General features: G+C 68.6%; 14 protein-coding genes. 10 read left to right on the top strand and 4 right to left on the bottom strand.

The window, feature by feature from the left end:
- Nucleotides 1-22 precede the first annotated feature (22 nt).
- From HD599_RS08915 to HD599_RS08905, 3 genes are read right to left on the bottom strand one after another with little or no spacing between them, the layout of a single operon-like run.
- Nucleotides 23-1,162 carry a winged helix DNA-binding domain-containing protein gene (locus HD599_RS08915; RefSeq protein ID WP_184236195.1) on the bottom strand — a complete coding sequence of 380 codons (1,140 nt, stop codon included), beginning with the start codon at nt 1,160-1,162 and terminating at the stop codon, nt 23-25.
- A gap of 39 nt (nt 1,163-1,201) precedes the next feature.
- Entirely contained in the window at nt 1,202-3,004 is a 1,803-nt protein-coding gene (locus HD599_RS08910; protein ID WP_184236192.1) for a glycoside hydrolase family 15 protein, read from the bottom strand.
- A 51-nt stretch (nt 3,005-3,055) separates the two neighbouring features.
- On the bottom strand, nt 3,056-4,129 hold the full coding sequence (locus HD599_RS08905) for an App1 family protein phosphatidate phosphatase (RefSeq protein ID WP_184236189.1): 1,074 nt from the start codon (nt 4,127-4,129) through the stop codon (nt 3,056-3,058).
- A 204-nt stretch (nt 4,130-4,333) separates the two neighbouring features.
- On the opposite strand from HD599_RS08905, the gene HD599_RS08900 reads away from it, so the two are divergent.
- From HD599_RS08900 to HD599_RS08875, 6 genes are all read left to right on the top strand, one after another.
- Nucleotides 4,334-4,993, top strand: coding sequence for a TetR/AcrR family transcriptional regulator (locus HD599_RS08900; RefSeq protein ID WP_343061985.1), 660 nt, complete (start codon nt 4,334-4,336; stop codon nt 4,991-4,993).
- Nucleotides 4,994-5,209: 216 nt separating this feature from the next.
- Nucleotides 5,210-6,049 carry an ABC transporter ATP-binding protein gene (locus HD599_RS08895; RefSeq protein WP_184236186.1) on the top strand — a complete coding sequence of 280 codons (840 nt, stop codon included), beginning with the start codon at nt 5,210-5,212 and terminating at the stop codon, nt 6,047-6,049.
- The gene (locus tag HD599_RS08890) at nt 6,050-6,748 is read left to right on the top strand and encodes an ABC transporter permease (RefSeq protein ID WP_184236183.1); all 699 of its coding nucleotides are present in this window, start codon (nt 6,050-6,052) and stop codon (nt 6,746-6,748) included. It begins immediately after the preceding gene.
- On the top strand, nt 6,745-7,482 hold the full coding sequence (locus tag HD599_RS08885; RefSeq protein ID WP_184236180.1) for an ABC transporter permease: 738 nt from the start codon (nt 6,745-6,747) through the stop codon (nt 7,480-7,482). The genes HD599_RS08890 and HD599_RS08885 overlap by 4 nt, the downstream gene beginning before the upstream one ends.
- A 25-nt stretch (nt 7,483-7,507) precedes the next feature.
- Complete coding sequence (locus tag HD599_RS08880) at nt 7,508-8,422, top strand: ABC transporter substrate-binding protein (protein WP_184236177.1); 915 nt, start codon at nt 7,508-7,510, stop codon at nt 8,420-8,422.
- Nucleotides 8,423-8,552: 130 nt separating this feature from the next.
- The gene (locus tag HD599_RS08875; RefSeq protein WP_184236174.1) at nt 8,553-9,482 is read left to right on the top strand and encodes an ABC transporter substrate-binding protein; all 930 of its coding nucleotides are present in this window, start codon (nt 8,553-8,555) and stop codon (nt 9,480-9,482) included.
- Between the two features lie 55 nt (nt 9,483-9,537).
- Here the strand turns inward: HD599_RS08875 and HD599_RS08870 are convergent, their stop codons facing one another.
- The gene (locus tag HD599_RS08870; protein WP_184236171.1) at nt 9,538-10,212 is read right to left on the bottom strand and encodes a VTT domain-containing protein; all 675 of its coding nucleotides are present in this window, start codon (nt 10,210-10,212) and stop codon (nt 9,538-9,540) included.
- A gap of 149 nt (nt 10,213-10,361) precedes the next feature.
- On the opposite strand from HD599_RS08870, the gene HD599_RS08865 reads away from it, so the two are divergent.
- From HD599_RS08865 to cydC, 4 genes are read left to right on the top strand one after another with little or no spacing between them, the layout of a single operon-like run.
- Nucleotides 10,362-11,768, top strand: coding sequence for a cytochrome ubiquinol oxidase subunit I (locus HD599_RS08865; protein ID WP_184236169.1), 1,407 nt, complete (start codon nt 10,362-10,364; stop codon nt 11,766-11,768).
- 11 nt (nt 11,769-11,779) lie between these two features.
- Nucleotides 11,780-12,796, top strand: coding sequence for a cytochrome d ubiquinol oxidase subunit II (gene cydB, locus HD599_RS08860; RefSeq protein WP_184236165.1), 1,017 nt, complete (start codon nt 11,780-11,782; stop codon nt 12,794-12,796).
- A gap of 12 nt (nt 12,797-12,808) precedes the next feature.
- Nucleotides 12,809-14,458, top strand: a complete 1,650-nt coding sequence (gene cydD / locus HD599_RS08855) for a thiol reductant ABC exporter subunit CydD (RefSeq protein ID WP_184236161.1) — start codon at nt 12,809-12,811, stop codon at nt 14,456-14,458.
- Nucleotides 14,455-16,140 carry a thiol reductant ABC exporter subunit CydC gene (cydC, locus tag HD599_RS08850; RefSeq protein WP_343061984.1) on the top strand — a complete coding sequence of 562 codons (1,686 nt, stop codon included), beginning with the start codon at nt 14,455-14,457 and terminating at the stop codon, nt 16,138-16,140. Before cydD ends, cydC begins: the two co-directional genes overlap by 4 nt.
- The last annotated feature ends 359 nt before the right edge of the window (nt 16,141-16,499 follow it).

Below are 16,499 nucleotides of genomic sequence, written 5' to 3'. Positions count from 1 at the left end.
CCTCTCCGCGGTGTCTTCCCGGCTACGCCCGGGGGAGTAGCGGCGTGCCGAGGAACGCCGCGTAGCGCTCGACGGCCCGGTCGAACGCGGCGGCGTCCTTCGCCGCGAGCCTGCCGAAGGGCTGCGGCTCGACGCTGACGCCTTTCACGGTGGTCGTGCGCCGCCAGGTGCCGACGATCTCGCCGTCCACCACGATGGTCGGCAGGAACAGCCCGTTCTTGCCCGGCACGACGAGCTCGGAGTGGTCGGGCGCGAGGGCGGCCGACCGGTCCTGGTAGCCGAGCAGGTACTCGTCGAAGCCGGGAAGGGCGAAAACAGCGGATGCCGCGGCCGCCGCGTCGCCCGGGAGGAAGTAGCTCGTGCCGTCGACCACCAGTTCGTCGAGGTGTGGCCGCGCGATGGCGAGACCCGCCCGCGCGTCGGTCAGCGTGAGCGAGGACCACCAGGCGAAGTCGCGCACCGTGGCCGGGCCGTGCCCGCGGAAGTAGCGCAGCGCGAACTCGCCGAGCGCCTCGTCGCGGTCGAGCCGTCGCGGTTCCGGCACCCACTCGTCGAGCAGCACGAAGGTCTGCTTCTTGGCCTTGCCGTCGACCCCGGGCTGCAGCGGTCCGAAGACGAGCACGCCCCACAGGCTCAGGCGGTTGATGAGATGGATGCCGCGCTGGCCGGCGGTCGAGACGCCGGCCGCCTCGAAGCACGCGAGCAGCTCGTCGCGCGGCAGCGCCCGACCGCCGGTCAGCGCGGCGACAGCGGCGTCACGGGCCGTGGCGCAGTCCTGCTCGGTGAGCTCGAGCTGGCGGTGCCGGCCGGCCGAACTCCGGATCGTGCGCGCGGCGGTCAGGCCGAGCATCCAGCCGAGGTCGTCGGGCGCCACGAAGTGCAGGGTTCCGCGCATCGGCCACGAGCGCACGATGTCGCCGGTCGCCAAGGCGGCCTCGATCGCGGCATCCGTACTGCCCTCTGTTCGAAGCCCGACCGACCACTTGGCACCGGCGAAGTCCTGGGCCTGCATGGCGAGCGAGTGCCGAACGGTGGCAGCGACGCTAGCGGTCTGTGGAGACAGAGACGCAGACGACGACGAGGCGGACGACGGTGCGATCCGCTGCACGCCGAGCCGCAGTGTCGCGAGCTCGCGGCGTTTCGCGGTGTACGTGCGCGTCATGACGCCAGTATCGCGCCTTCCGCCGACATCGGGGGCCTCCTATTCGCCCGCCGCGCTGGCCTTCGAGATCGCGTCGGCGGCCCGCACCAGGGAGAGGTGCGAGAACGCCTGCGGGGTGTTGCCCGCCTGCCGGGCGCCCGCGACGTCGTATTCCTCGCTGAGCAGGCCGACGTCGTTGCAGAATCCGACTAAGCGGTCCATCAGCGCGGTCGCGTCGGCGAGCCGGCCGCTCGACGCGTACTGCTCGACCAGCCAGAACGAGCAGGCGAGGAAAGGGTTCTCGCCCTCGGGCAGCCCGTCGACGCCGGACTCGGTGCGGTAGCGCAGCAGCAGGCCGTCCTCGAGCAGGTCCGCCTCGATCGCGGCGACCGTGCCGAGCATGCGGGGGTCGTCCGCGGCGATGTAGCCCGTCTGCACGAGCTGCAGCAGCGAGGCGTCGACGCTGGTGCCGCCGTAGTACTGCGTGTAGGTTCCCCGCACGGGGTCGAAGCCCTGGGTCTCGATCTCGTCGGCGACGAGGGCGCGCATCTCCTCCCAGCGCTCGACCGGGCCGTCGAGGCCGAAGTCGCGCACCGCGCGGATGGCGCAGTCGAACGCCGCCCAGAGCATCACGCGGGAGTGGGTGAAGTGGCGCTGGGGGCCGCGGATCTCCCAGATGCCGTTGTCGGGGCGCTGCCAGTTCTCCTCGACGAAGCCCATGAGCGCACGCTGCAGGGGCCAGGAGAAGTCGCGCTCTTCGCCGCCGGTCTCGCGGGCCCGCTCGAGCGCGAGCATGACCTCGCCGAAGACGTCGCCCTGGTACTGCGTGAACGCGGCGTTGCCGACGCGCACCGGGGCCGCGCCGTTGTAGCCGGGCATGCCCTCGATGACCGTCTCGGTGAGCCGACGCTCGCCCGAGAGGCCGTACATGATCTGTACGTCGCCCGGGTCGCCCGCGATCGCCCGCAGCAGCCAGCGACGCCACGGGTCGGCCTCGCCCTCGAAGCCGTGGTCGAGCAGCACGTGCAGCGTGAGTGACGCGTCGCGCAGCCAGACGTAGCGGTAGTCCCAGTTGCGCGATCCGCCGAATTCCTCGGGCAGGCTCGTGGTGGCGGCGGCGACGATCCCGCCGGTGTCCTCGTGGCTGAGAGCGCGGAGCACGAGGAGCGAGCGGCGTACCGCGTCGGAGTACTTCGCGGCGGTCGTGGTCGCCGAGGCCCACGATTTCCACCATTTCTCCGTCTCCCGGATGCGGCTGCCGACGTTGAGCGGAGCGGGTGCCGCGCGGTGGGCGGGGAACCAGGTCAGAGTGATGTCGACGGTCTCGCCGGCCGTCACCGTGAACTCGCCGACGTGGGCGTGGTCGGAGGCGGTCAGCTCGGGCCCGCGGACGACGAGGGCGTCGGGGCCGGCCACGGCGACGATCGCGTGGCCGCCGGCGTCCGGCATCTGGCGGATCCACGGCATGGCAGCGCCGTAGTCGAAGCGGATCCGCAACTCCTGCAGCATGTCGACCGAGCCCGAGACGCCGACGACGCGGCGGATCACGTCGGCGCGGCGGTCGCCGTGCGGCATCACGTCGATGACGTCGACCTCGCCGGTGGGGGTGACCCAGCGGGTGACGAGCGTGAAGGTGTCGTCGACGTAGCGCCGGCTGCTCGAGACTCCGGCACCGTCGTCGGCGACCGACGCGGCGGGAGCGACGAGCCAACGGCCGTGGTCGTCGGTGCCGAGCAGGGCGCCGAACGTCGAGGCCGAATCGAAGCGCGGCAGGCACAACCAGTCGATGCTGCCGTCGGTTCCCACGAGAGCACCGGTGTGACAGTCACCGATGAGGGCATAATCTTCGACGCGCAGAGCCATTTTCACATCATGACATCCCGTTGCTGGGAAGCCGGGATGCGGGCAGCGCGGTCAACGGCGTGGGCCGGTGACGATCTCCGTATCGCTGGCGAGCTGTTCGATGAGGCCGGCTCCGTCGGGGGCGAACACCCACGGGATGTCCGCGGCGCCCTGGTCGACGGCGCGGCTGCGGCCGCCGGCGAGCACGGCCTCGCTCGGGGAGAGCTGACGGATCGCGACGGCGGCGACATTGGTCGGGTGCCTCGCGGCGAAGTCCGCGTAGATCTCCTCGTCGTGCTGTCCGTCGTCGCCGACGAGGAGCCACTTCATTCCGGGCAGCTCTTCGGCCAGCCGGTCGAGGCTGGACACCTTGTGCTGGCGTCCGCTGCGGAACCAGCGGTCGTGCGTGGGTCCCCAGTCGGTGAGCAGCAGCGGACCGGCGGGGTAGAGGTTGCGTTCGAAGAAACGCGTGAGGGTCGGGGCCACGTTCCAGGCCCCGGTGGAGAGGTAGATCACGGGCGCGCTGGGGTTCGCGCGCAGCAGTCGCTCGTACATGACCGCCATGCCGGGCACGGGGCGGCGCGCGTGTTCGTCGAGGACGAAGGTGTTCCACGCCGCGAGCAGGGGGCGGGGGAGTGCGGTGACCATCACCGTGTCGTCGACGTCGGACACGATGCCGAACTCGGCCGACGGGTCGATGATGAATACCGGAGCGGAGACCGCTTCCGTGTCATCCGTTCTAATGGTGATGGTGTGCCACCCCGGAGTGAGCTGCACGTCGATGCGGGTGTCGACCACGCCGCCGCGGTCGGCGAGGACCTTCTGTTCGACTCCGCCCGCGATGATCGTCACCTCGACGTCGTCGACGGGGATGCTGAAGAAGCTGCGCCAGCCGCGCACCTTGGCGGCGCGCTGGCTCGCCACGTCGCCGCGGGTGAGCACGATGCGGCAGAGGACGCGGACCCAGCCGGGGGAGCCGTAGCCGGTGTAGGGGATGATCGTGGTCTTGAGCCCGCGCTTGCGCCCACGCTTCTCGCGCCAGGCGTGCATCGAATCTTCGAGCCTCGCGGCGAAGTGCAGAATGGGCGCGCTCGCACTCTGGGAAGCGTCGCTCAGGTCGGCGAGGGCTTTTCGGGAGCGGGCCATTCCCCAAGTCTGGCACGGCACGGGCGAGCCGCCGCCCGCAACACCCAGCCAACAATCGGAGATCGCTCAGGTGTGCCCCTCTAGGGTAGGCAGCAGCCCGCTACTCAATTCGTGAAAATTTTTACGGAAAAGTTGAGTTTCGTTCCTACCCCCGGTATGGGGGCGGGGTTACGATAACGGTCTAAGTTGATTCGAGGAGACACAGTGTCTACACCATCCGTCATTGACGCCACGACCGCGGGACAGGTTTCACTGCGAAACGAGCCGGTTCAGGCGCGGAGTACCGCCCGTCTCGCCGCTCTGATGGACGCTGCCGCCGCCGTCGTCGACGAGATCGGCTACGAACGACTCACCACCGCCATGGTCGCCGAGCGTGCCGGTGCATCCATCGGCACCGTGTACCGATACTTCCCCGACCGCATCGCGGTTCTGCAGGCACTCGGAGCGCGCAACCTCGAACGCGCCATGGCCAAGATCACCGCCGAGATCGTCGACGAGAAGCACATCGACTGGATGTCGGCGCTGTCCGCGTCGATGGGTGTCCTGGTGGAGTCCTTCCGTGACGAGCCCGGTTTCCGCTCCCTGCGAGTCGGTGACGTCATCGACCTGCGTCCGGCCCCCAACGAGCAGCCCTTCAAGTCGGTGCTCGCCGCCGCCCTGCTCGACGGACTCGTCTCGCGTTTCGGCGTTCCCGACAACGACGAGGTTCGGTTCGCCTTCGAGACGTCCATCGAGATCTCCGACGCCCTCGCCGCCCGCGCATTCGCCCGCAACCCGCAGGGCGACATGACGTTCCTCGAGGCCGGCCGCGACATCGTCGGTTCGCTCCTCGCCCCGCACTTCGGCGCTCCCGAGACCGTCTAGCTCCACCCGGTCGTCCCGATCCCCGGCGTCGCTACGGCGCCGGGGATTTCCGTATCCGAGGATGTCGGTGGCCCGACATAAAGTGCAATCCTTGGCAATCCGGAATGACAGACGTTCCGAATGATGTTTAGCTTTGTGTCTGGACTGGGCAGTTGTCTGGCGCGTGTCGATTCGTGATGATCACGAGGAATGAGCCGAAAACATGGGTGTTAGCGAATGATCGAATTCCGTTCGGTGTCCAAGCGGTTCGACGATGGTACCCTCGCAGTCGATGACTTCAACCTCGTCATCCCGTCGCGCAAGACGACGGTCCTCGTCGGCTCGTCCGGCAGCGGAAAGACCACCCTGCTCCGCATGATCAACCGCATGGTCGACCCGAGCGACGGCACGGTGTCGATCGACGGCGACGACATCTCCGGTATCGAACCGGTCAAACTCCGCCGCAGCATCGGCTACGTGATGCAGAACTCGGGATTGCTCCCGCACTTCAAGGTCATCGACAACGTCGCGACCGTGCCCGTACTCAACGGCGTTCCCCGCAAGCAGGCCCGTGCGCAGGCCCTCGAGCTGCTCGACACCGTCGGCCTCAACCGCGACCTCGCGAACCGCTACCCCAGCCAGCTCTCCGGCGGCCAGCAGCAGCGCGTCGGCGTAGCCCGCGGGCTGGCGGCCAACCCGAACATCCTCCTCATGGACGAGCCCTTCGGCGCCGTCGACCCGATCGTGCGCGCCGAACTGCAGCAGGAGACCATCCGCCTGCAGCGAGACCTCGACAAGACCGTGGTCTTCGTCACGCACGACATCGACGAAGCCTTCCTGCTCGGCGACCAGGTCGTCATCCTCGAAAAAGGTGCCCGAATCGCGCAGATCGGCAGCCCGACCGAGATCCTGGCGAACCCCGCGAGCGATTTCGTCGCCACCTTCATCGGCGCCGACAAGGGCAAGCGCGCCCTGAGTATCCGCGAGACCGCCAACGGCTCCATCCTCGTCGACAGCGACGGGCGCGCGGCCGGCGTCCTCGTCGCCTCCTCAGCGGGCGACGAGTCGGGCGTCTAGATGAACTGGGTCTGGAACAACCTCGACCTCATCGGGAGGCTCTCCGTCGAGCACGTGCGGTTGAGCATCCTCCCGATCCTGATCGGCTTCGTCGTCTCGATCCCGATCGGCTGGGTCGCCTACCGGTTCAAGCTCACGCGCGGCCTGCTGCTCACGCTCGCCGGGTTGCTCTTCACCATCCCGTCGCTCGCGCTCTTCGTCATCCTCCCGCCGCTCCTCGGCATCCCCTTCATCAGCGAGACCAACCTGATGATCGCGCTCACCATCTACGTGGTGGCGATCATGGCACGCTCGGTGGCCGACGCGCTCGGCTCGGTCGACCCGGCCATCCGCCAGTCGGCGACCGCGGTCGGCTACGGCAGCTGGCGCAGGTTCTGGGCGGTCGAGTTCCCGCTCGCCGGCCCCGTGATCCTCGCCGGCCTCCGCGTCGCCGCCGTCAGTACGATCAGCCTCGTCACCGTGGGAATCCTCATCGGCATCGAGAGCCTCGGCTACCTGTTCACCAACGGGTACCAGCGCCGCATCATCGTCGAGATCCTCGCCGGCGTCGTGATGGTCGTCGTCATCGCGCTCGTCGTGGACTACCTGCTCGTGCTGCTCGGCCGGCTGTTGATGCCGTGGACGCGCAAGCAGAAGACGGTACGCCCGCCTCTCGAACGACTCGCCCTGATGGACGTCACGAGGGGACCGGTCGCATGAACCTCTTCGCAGAAGCCATCGCCTGGCTCACCGATCCCGACCAGTACGCGGGTCCGTCCGCGATCCCGATCCGCATCGGCGAGCACCTCTTCTACACGTTCCTGTCGGTGCTGATCGCGGCCGTCATCGCCATCCCGCTCGGCTACTTCATCGGGCACACGGGAAAGGGCCGGGAGATCGCCATCGGCATCTCGGGCGCAGCCCGCGCGCTCCCGTCGTTCGGACTCATCCTGCTGCTCGTGCTGCTCATCGGTGTGACGCAGAAGCCGCTCGCCGCATTCATCGCGTTCGTCCTGCTCGGTATCCCGTCCATCCTGGCCGGCGCCTACAGCGGGCTCGAAGCGATCGACCGACGCGTGATCGACTCGGCCCGCGCGGTCGGCATGACCGAGTGGCAGATCCTCTGGAAGGTGGAGATCCCGCTCGGGCTTCCCCTCCTCATCGGCGGCATCCGCTCGGCGGCGCTGCAGATCGTGGCCACGGTCACCCTCGCCGCCTACATCGGGCTCGGCGGACTCGGGCTCTACATCATCAAGGGCCTGGCACTGCGCCAATTCGACCAGATGCTCGGCGCGGCCCTCGTGGTCGTCGCCCTCGCACTGATCATCGACGGCCTCTTCGCGCTGCTCCAGCGCATCATCGTGCCGCGCGGCGTCGCCGCCGGCCGAACCTCGGACACCCGCACACGGTCAACCCGGCCGCGAGCGGGAGCGGAAATCTCCGCGAACCAGTAACACAGCAGAGTGAAAAGAGAACACAATGTTCACAGCAAGGAACAAGGGCTGGCTCGCCGCAGGCGTAGTCATGGTCGGGGCGTCATTGGCCCTCTCAGGGTGCGCATCGAGTGATCCCCTGGACACGGACACCGGATCGGACACCGCCGATTCCGACACCATCGTGATCGGCTCGCAGGCGTACTACTCCAACGAGATCATCGCCGAGATCTACGCGCAGGCCCTCGAGAACGCCGACTTCACCGTCGAGCGCCAGTTCAACATCGGACAGCGCGACGCCTACCTGCCCGAGCTCGAAGCCGGCAGCGTCAACCTATTCCCCGAGTACACCGGAAACCTCCTCCAGTACTACGTGCCCGACACCGAGGCCACCGCCTCCGACGACGTGTACGCGGCCCTCGCCGACGCACTGCCCGAGGGCCTCACGGTTCTCGACCAGTCGCCGGCCACCGACCAGGACTCGTACAACGTCACGAGCGACTTCGCCGAGGCCAACGACCTCACCACGATCGCCGACCTCGCGAACGTCACCGACCCGCTGATCCTCGGCGGCAACGCCGAGCTCGAGGAGCGCCCCTACGGCCCCTCCGGTCTCGCGTCGACCTACAACGTGAACGTCTCGTTCACGGCGACCGGCGACACCACCGTCGAAGACCTCCTCGCCGGTACCGTCAACATCGCGAACGTCTACAGCGCCGACCCGCGCATCCAGACCGACAACCTCGTCACGCTCGAAGACCCCGAGGGCCTGTTCCTCGCGTCCAACGTCGTGCCGCTCGTGAGCGCCGACGTGGCCGACGAGATCGCCGACGTCATCAACGCGGTCAGCGCCAAGCTCACCCCCGAGGGACTCGTCGCTCTGAACGTCGAGAGCACCGTCGACCAGGAGTCGTCGGACGTCATCGCCGAGAAGTGGCTGACGGACAACGACCTCCTCTAGAGATCACCGTTGCACTAGAGGGGCGGATGCCGCGGCATCCGCCCCTCGTCGCTGCCTACCCCTACCACGGCACCCCGCCACTCGGCCAATCTGGGGTTTCGTCACAGGTCGGCGTGGAAGAATGACCCCTATGCACGTCACAGCGAGACCCCGGATTCTGGCCGGAGCCCTCGCAATCGGACTGGTCGCACTGCTCTCGGGCTGCGGATCCACGGATCCCGATCCGCTCGACACCGGCGACGGCGCCGAGATCACGATCGGCGCGCAGGCCACCACCGAGAACCGCATCCTCGCCCAGATCTACGGCCAGGTACTCGCGGCTCACGGCTACTCCGTCGACTACAACGAGGGCGTGGGCGACCGCGCGTCGTTTGTCGCCGCGCTGCAGTCCGGCAGCATCGACCTCATCCCCGACAGCTCGGGTGCGCTGCTCTACGGCGCCGACCCCGACGCGTTCGAACGGTCCCAGAAAGAGATCCTCGACGCCCTGCCCGACGCTCTCGAGGAGAGCGGACTTCACGTGCTCGCGGCGGCCCCCGCCGACAACGCCGAGGCCTTCGTCGTGACGGCCGAATACTCCGACGACCATCAGGTCACCAGCATCGGCGACCTCGCCTACCACGCCGACTCGATCACGATCGGGGCCAACGCCGACTTCGACAGCCAGCGCTACGGCAGCGCCGGGCTGCTGTCGGTCTACGGCATCAGCGGCTTCGAGACCAAGGCGATCGACGACGGGGGAGGCACGGCGACCGTCGGCGACCTGCTCACCGGCGTCGTGCAGGTCGGCGTCATCCCGTCGACGTCGCCGTCGATCGCGCTGAACCAGCTCGTCGTGCTGCGCGACCCGAAGAGCATCATCGCGGTGCAGAACATCATCCCGCTCGTCAACGACACGGCCTACCGCGCCGACGTGCAGCGGTTGCTCGACCCCGTCTCCGCGCTCATCACCACCGACGAGCTGCGCGACCTCAACGAGAAGGCCGCGGGCGGAGACAACCCGTCGCCCGAACGCGTCGCCGCGACCTGGCTGACCGAGAACGACCTGCTCGACGACTGATCGGACGATTGCTCGCTCTGTCGTCCGGTCCCGCCACGGGTCCGGCGATGTCGGCTCAGGCCAGCGGGTCTTCGATCCGCCCGTGCTCGGTGGGATGGTCCATGTGCCGCGCCTCGACCCGGGCCAGCACCTTCTTCACCACGAGCACGACCAGGGCGAACACGACGAAGATGCCGACGAAGACGTAGCCGGCGTAGTGCAGCCGGTCGGAGAGTTCCCGGTAGCTGCCGGCGGCCAGCGCGCCCACCGAGATGTAGGCCAGCGACCAGATGACGCAGGCGGGGATCGTCCACTTCATAAACCGGCGGTACGGCATGGTGCTCATGCCGACGGTGAGGGGGATGAGGGAGTGCAGCACGGGCAGGAACCGCGAGATGAAGACGGCGATGCCGCCGCGTTTGCGCAGGTAGTTCTCCGCCCGCACCCAGTTGTGCTCGCCGATGCGCGCTCCGAGCCGTGACGCGCGGATGCGCGGGCCGAAGTAGCGCCCGAGGGCGAACCCGATGCTCTCGCCGGCTATCGCGCCCAGCAGCACGGCGACGAAGAGCGCGACGAACTGCAGCGGGGTCTCGACGCCCGTGGCCGCGACGATCACGATGGTGTCGCCCGGCACGATGAGGCCGATGAGGATGCTGGTCTCGAACAGGATCCCGACCCCCGCGATCAGGGTGCGGACGACCGGATCGACGGACTGCACAACGTCGAGTATCCACGTCAGAATGTCGTTCACAGCACGAGACTAGTTGTGCTCCCTGAGTGGTCGGAACGGGGGAAACCCTGATTCCGAGATCGGGACTTTAGACCCATGTGTTGTTTAGCGGCGCCGTCAAGAATGTAGTGAGTAGTTCTAGCAACATTAGTGATCGGGCGGTGATAGACGTGGGGGAGATTCTCGACCCGCTTCTGCTTTCTCGGTGGCAGTTCGGTCTCACGACCCTCTACCACTTCCTCTTTATTCCCCTGACGATCGGTATGGTGCTGCTCGTCGCGACCCTGCAGACCGCCTGGGTCCGCACCGCCAAGCTCAAGTACCTGCACCTGACCCGTCTGTTCGGCAAGATCTTCCTCATCAACTTCGCGATGGGCGTCGTCACCGGCATCGTGCAGGAGTTCCAGTTCGGTATGAACTGGTCGGACTACTCGCGTTTCGTCGGCGACGTCTTCGGCGCCCCGCTCGCCATGGAGGGTCTGCTCGCCTTCTTCTTCGAGGCCACCTTCATCGGGCTCTGGATCTTCGGCTGGGACAAGCTGCCCCCGAAAATCCACCTCGCCACCATCTGGGCCACGGCGCTCGGCAGCGTGCTCTCGGCGTACTTCATCCTCGCCGCCAACGCGTTTATGCAGAACCCCGTGGGCTACGAGCTCAACGCCGAGAAGGGCCGCGCCGAGCTCACCGACATCGTCGCCGTGCTCACCAACCCGGTGGCCGTCTGGCAGTTCCCGCACACGATCTTCGCATCGATCATGTTCGCCGCCGCCGTCATGGTCGCAACCGCGGCGTACCACCTGTCGCGCAAGCAGCACGTCGACACGATGCGGACCGCGCTCAAGTTCGGCTCCTTCGCCAGCGTCTTCGGCTTCGGCGGCGCCGCGCTCAGCGGCGACCAGCTCGGCCTCGTGATGGTCGAGACCCAGCCGATGAAAATGGCGGCCGCTGAGGCTCTGTACAAGACCACGGAGGCCGCGAGCTTCTCGATCTTCTCCTGGGGTACCCCCGACGGAGCGCACGAGATCTTCTCGATCCGCATCCCGTATCTGCTGTCGTTCCTCTCCACCCACACGTTCACCGGCGAGGTCGAGGGCATCAACGACCTGCAGGCGCAGTACGTGCAGGAGTACGGACCCGGCGACTACTCGCCGATCATCTGGGTCACCTACTGGGGCTTCCGCTACATGATCGGTCTGGGCGGCATCGCGGCGCTCATCTCGCTGGTCGGACTCTGGCTCACCCGCAAGGGCAAGGAGCCGAAGCCGTGGGCGTGGAAGATCGCCATCTGGTCCGCGCCACTGCCGCTCGCGGCATCCTTGGCCGGCTGGATCTTCACCGAGATGGGCCGCCAGCCCTGGATCGTGTTCGGGTTGATGAAGACCGAGGATGGCGTCTCGCCGAACGTCACGGGACTCACGGTGCTGATCTCGCTCATCGCCTTCACGATCGTCTACGGGGCCCTCGCGGTGGTCGAGTTCAAGCTCATCAAGAAGGCCGCCATCACCGGGCCCGACGAGTGGGAGAACCACGACGACCCCGAGAACATCGACCATGCCAAACTCGCGACCGTCTACTAAGGAGAGCTGACATGGACCTTCCCTACATCTGGTTTCTGATCGTCGGTTTCTTCTTCATCGGCTACTTCGTGCTCGACGGCTTCGACTTCGGCGTCGGAATGAGCCTGCCGTTCCTCGGCAAGGACAACACGGACCGGCGGGTGCTGATCAACACCATCGGGCCCGTCTGGGACATGAACGAGACCTGGCTGATCGTGGCCGGTGCCGCGATGTTCGCGGCTTTCCCCGAGTGGTACGCGAGCATGTTCAGCGGCTTCTACCTGATCCTGCTGCTGATCCTCATCACCCTGATCCTGCGCGGCGTCTCGTTCGAGTACCGGCACCAGAACAAGGGGCTCGCCTGGACCGACAAGTTCGACTGGATGATCGTCATCGGCTCCGCCGTGCCCGCGTTCCTCTGGGGCGTCGCGTTCGCGAACCTGATCCAGGGCGTCGCGATGGACGCCGACCACAACTACATCGGCGGCTTCTTCGCGTTGCTCAACCCGTACGCGCTGCTCGGCGGCCTCACCACGCTCACGCTGTTCTTCACCCACGGGGTGATCTTCGTGTCGCTCAAGACCACCGACGACATGCGGCTGCGCGCTCAGGCGCTCGCCCGTCGGGCGGGGGCGGTGACGATCCTCGTCGCGGCATCCTTCCTCGGTTGGACGGTGCTGCAGCACCTCGACGTCGCGCACGCCTGGCTCATCATGACTCTCGCCGTGCTGGCGGCGGTCAGCCTGATCGCGGCCTGGCTGTTCAACGCCGTCGGACGCGAGGGCAAGGCGTTCGCCGCCATGGCCGTGACCATCGTGCTCGCGGTCGCGACGATCCTCGCCGCGCTGTTCCCGAACGTCATGCCCGCCAGCAACGTCCCGGCGAACGGCCTGACCATCGAGAGCGCGTCGAGCACGCCGTACACGCTGAACCTGATGACCTGGCTCGCAGCCATCGCCCTGCCGCTGATCCTCGCCTACCAGGCGTGGACGTACTGGGTCTTCCGCAAGCGCATCACCCGCTCGACGATCGCCGCCTCGAGCCACTGATACGGTGTCACAATGAGCGCGGGCCCCATCGATCCGCGGTTGCTACGGTACGCATCCGCCTCACGGTGGTTCCTCGTCGCCGGGGCGGCCGTCGGGTTCCTCCAGACGGCGAGCATCGTGGCGTCGGCCTGGTTCGCCACGGCGCTCATCGTCGGACTGATCGACGGGCGCTCGGTCGCCGAGCTGATGCCCGAGCTGTGGGCGTTCGTCGGCGTGATCCTCGCACGCGCGGTGTTGATCTGGGCGCTGGACGTGCTCGCTGTGCGCGGCGCGGCCCGGGTGAAGAGCCAGCTGCGCGTGCGGGTCGTCGGCGCGCTGACGAAGCTCGGACCGGCCTGGCTCGCCGAGCGTAATTCCGCCCGCATCACGACCGTGGTCTCGCAGGGTCTCGACGCCCTCGACGGCTACTTCGCCAAGTACCTGCCGCAGCTCATCCTGACCGCGATCGCCACGCCGCTGTTGCTCCTGGTCTTGCTGACGCAGGATGTCGCGACCGGCGTCGTCATCATCATCACCCTGCCGCTCATCCCGCTGTTCATGGTGCTCATCGGCTGGGCGACCCAGGCCGTGCAGAAGCAGCAGTGGGCGGCCCTGACCAAACTCGCGTCCAGCTTCCTCGACGTGGTGGACGGCCTGTCGACGCTCACGATCTTCGGCCGCCAGCACCGCCAAGTGGAGCGCATCGACGCCGTCACCGAGGACTACCGCGCCCGCACCATCGCCGTACTGCGTGTCTCCTTCATCTCGGGTTTTGTGCTCGAGCTCGCGGGCAGCCTCTCGGTGGCGATCGTCGCGGTGTCGATCGGGCTGCGGCTCGTCGACGGCACGCTCGGCCTCACGGTCGGGCTCTTCGTGCTGTTGCTCACGCCCGAGGCGTATCTTCCGCTGCGGCAGGTGGGGGCGCAGTTCCACGCCGCCGCCGACGGTGTGGCCGCGGCCGACGAGGTGTTCGAGATCCTCGACGCGGCGGGCGGGGCCGGGCCGGCGGCATCCGTCGACGCTCCTATGCCTGTCAGCGCGGGCGGCGCCCTCGCTGTCGCCGGACTCGGCGTCGCGTACGGCGACCGCACCGTGATCGACGACCTCAGCGTCGGGTTCGAGCCGGGCGTGCTCACCGCGATCGCCGGCCCGAGCGGTGCCGGAAAGTCGAGTCTCATCGCCGCCGTCCTCGGCTTCGTTCCGTCCACCGGCCTCGTTACCTACGGCGGCCGGGTGCTCGAGCCGGGAGCCGCGCGCGCGCTCGTGGCGTGGGCCGGGCAGCGACCGGGGCTCATGGCGGGGACCGTGGCCGAGAACGTCGCGCTCGGCGCGGCCGAGCCCGACGAGCGGACGTTGCGCACGGCCATGCGGCTCGCGGCCGCCGAACTCATCGACCCGCGCCAGGTGCTCGGCGTCAACGGCGCCGGGCTGTCGGGCGGACAGGCGCAACGCGTCGCGCTCGCCCGCGCCTTCTACCGCGCGCTCGACCGGTCGTGCCCCGTGCTGATCCTCGACGAGCCCAGCTCGGCGCTCGACGCGGCGACCGAGGGCGAACTGGTCAACGGACTGCGCGAGTTCGTCGAGCGGGGCGTCGCCGTCGTGGTCGTCAGCCACCGCACGGCGCTGCTCGACGCCGCCGACAGCGTCATCGAATTGCGGCCGCGAGTGGCGGTGGCCTCGTGAGCGCGGACATCTCCACCCCCGTCACCGGCACGGACGCCCCGGACACGGCCGACATCCTGCGTCTGGCCCAGCCGCCGGCGCGCCGATCCGTCCCGGGACTCCTCCTCGGCATCCTCGCCTCGGGCAGCGCCGTCGCGCTGCTGGCCACGTCGGCCTGGCTGATCACGCGCGCCTCCGAGCAGCCCCCGATCCTGTTCCTCGGTTTCGCGATCGTTGGCGTGCGGGCGTTCGCGCTCGGGCGGGCGTTCTTCCGCTACGTCGAGCGCCTCGTCACGCACGACGCGGCATTCCGGTCGCTCGCGACGCTGCGCACCGGCATCTTCCGGCGGCTCATCCCCATCGCGCCCGACGGCCTGGGCGGCACGCGGCGCGGCGACCTGCTGACGCGGCTCGTGAGCGATGTCGACCAGCTGCAGGATCTGCCACTCCGCGTCATCCAACCGCTGGCGACCTCGCTCGTCGTGGCCGTCGCCAGCGTCGTGACCGTCGCGATCATCCTGCCGGGGGCCGGACTCACGCTGCTGATCGCACTGCTCGTCGCCGCGGTCGTCGGAACGGTCGTACACAGCGCCATCACCGGCAACGCCGACCGCAGCATCGCACCACTGCGCGCCGAACTGTCCCAGCTCGTGCTCGACTTCGTCACCCGGCTCGACGTGCTCACCGCCTTCGGCGTCACGGAGCAGCGCGAGGCCGCCATCGCCGCCGCCGACGCGCGGCTGCGCCGGGCCCAGTTGCGGCAGGCACTCGGCGCGGGAATCGTCACCGCCGCGATGTCGGTGCTGAGCGGCGCGGCGATGGTCGGCGCGGTGCTCGTCGCCGGTCCCGCCCACGCCTCGGGCGACCTGACCGGTCCCGCGCTCGCTCTCGTCGTGCTCGTGCCGATCGCCGTGTTCGAGGCGTTCGGCACGGTGCCGCTCGCCGTCGGCGCCTGGCGGCAGGTGCGGGTGAGCGCGCGGCGGATCGCGACGGTCGTGCCGTCGACGGTCCCCGCGGAGATCCCCGTCGCGCACCCGTCGCCCGTCGCCGTGCCGTCGGGCCCGCTGACCCTGGCGCTCGACCGCGTGTCCGCGCGCTGGCCCGGGGCCCTGACTCCCGCCCTGCGCAACGTCTCGGTGACGGTCTCCCCGGGCGACTGCCTGCTGGTCACCGGCGAGAGCGGTGCCGGAAAGACGACGCTCGCGCACGTGCTCGTGCGCTTCCTCGACCACGAGGGCGGCTACACGCTCGGCGGTGTCGACGCGCACGACCTCGACCCGGACGCCGTGCGCACCGTCGTCGGACTCTGCGAGCAGTCGCCGCACCTGTTCGACGACAGCATCCGGCAGAACCTGCTGTTCGCGCGCGAGACGGCGACGGACGACGACCTGCACGCGGCACTCGCGTCCGTGGGCCTCGACGACTGGGTCGCCGAACGCGGCGGCCTCGACTCGCCCGTGGGGGAGCGCGGCTCGCTCGTGTCGGGCGGGCAGGCGCAGCGGATCGCCCTCGCGCGGGCGCTGTTGGCCGAGTTCCCCATCCTGATCCTCGACGAGCCGACCGCGAACGTCGACGTCGACCGCGCGGACGCCCTGATGGCGGACCTGCTGCACGGCGCCGCGTCCGCGCAGCGGGCCGTGATCGTGATCTCGCACACCGCGATCGACAGCGCGCTGGTCACCGGCACCCTGCGGCTGGCGTAGGGGGCCGCGCCGTCCTCCCGCTTCCAGCGCACTTCGGAAATTCAGGAAGTCTGTGCTGCGGCCCGTCGCCACGCCGCGATTTATCGCGCCGGTGCCCGGCTGCGGCGGCGAGACTTCCTGAATTTCCAATTCAGGGGCGTGGATGCCGCGGCCTGCGCCTGCGCCCCCGCCCCGCCCCTGTCGGAAATTCAGGAAGTCCCGCGCCCGCCCCGCCTCGCACCCGCAACTTCGCGCGGCCCTGCGATCGCGCACGGGGCAGACTTCCTGAATTTCCATAACCCGGCGCGCGACGGGCACCCGCGTCATCCGCCCGCAGGCAACACCCCGAGCAACACCGACGGAACGAGCGACACGGCGAC

The organism is Conyzicola lurida, from assembly GCF_014204935.1.
Classification (GTDB): domain Bacteria; phylum Actinomycetota; class Actinomycetes; order Actinomycetales; family Microbacteriaceae; genus Conyzicola; species Conyzicola lurida.
This window is presented reverse-complemented; position numbering and strand designations above follow the sequence as displayed.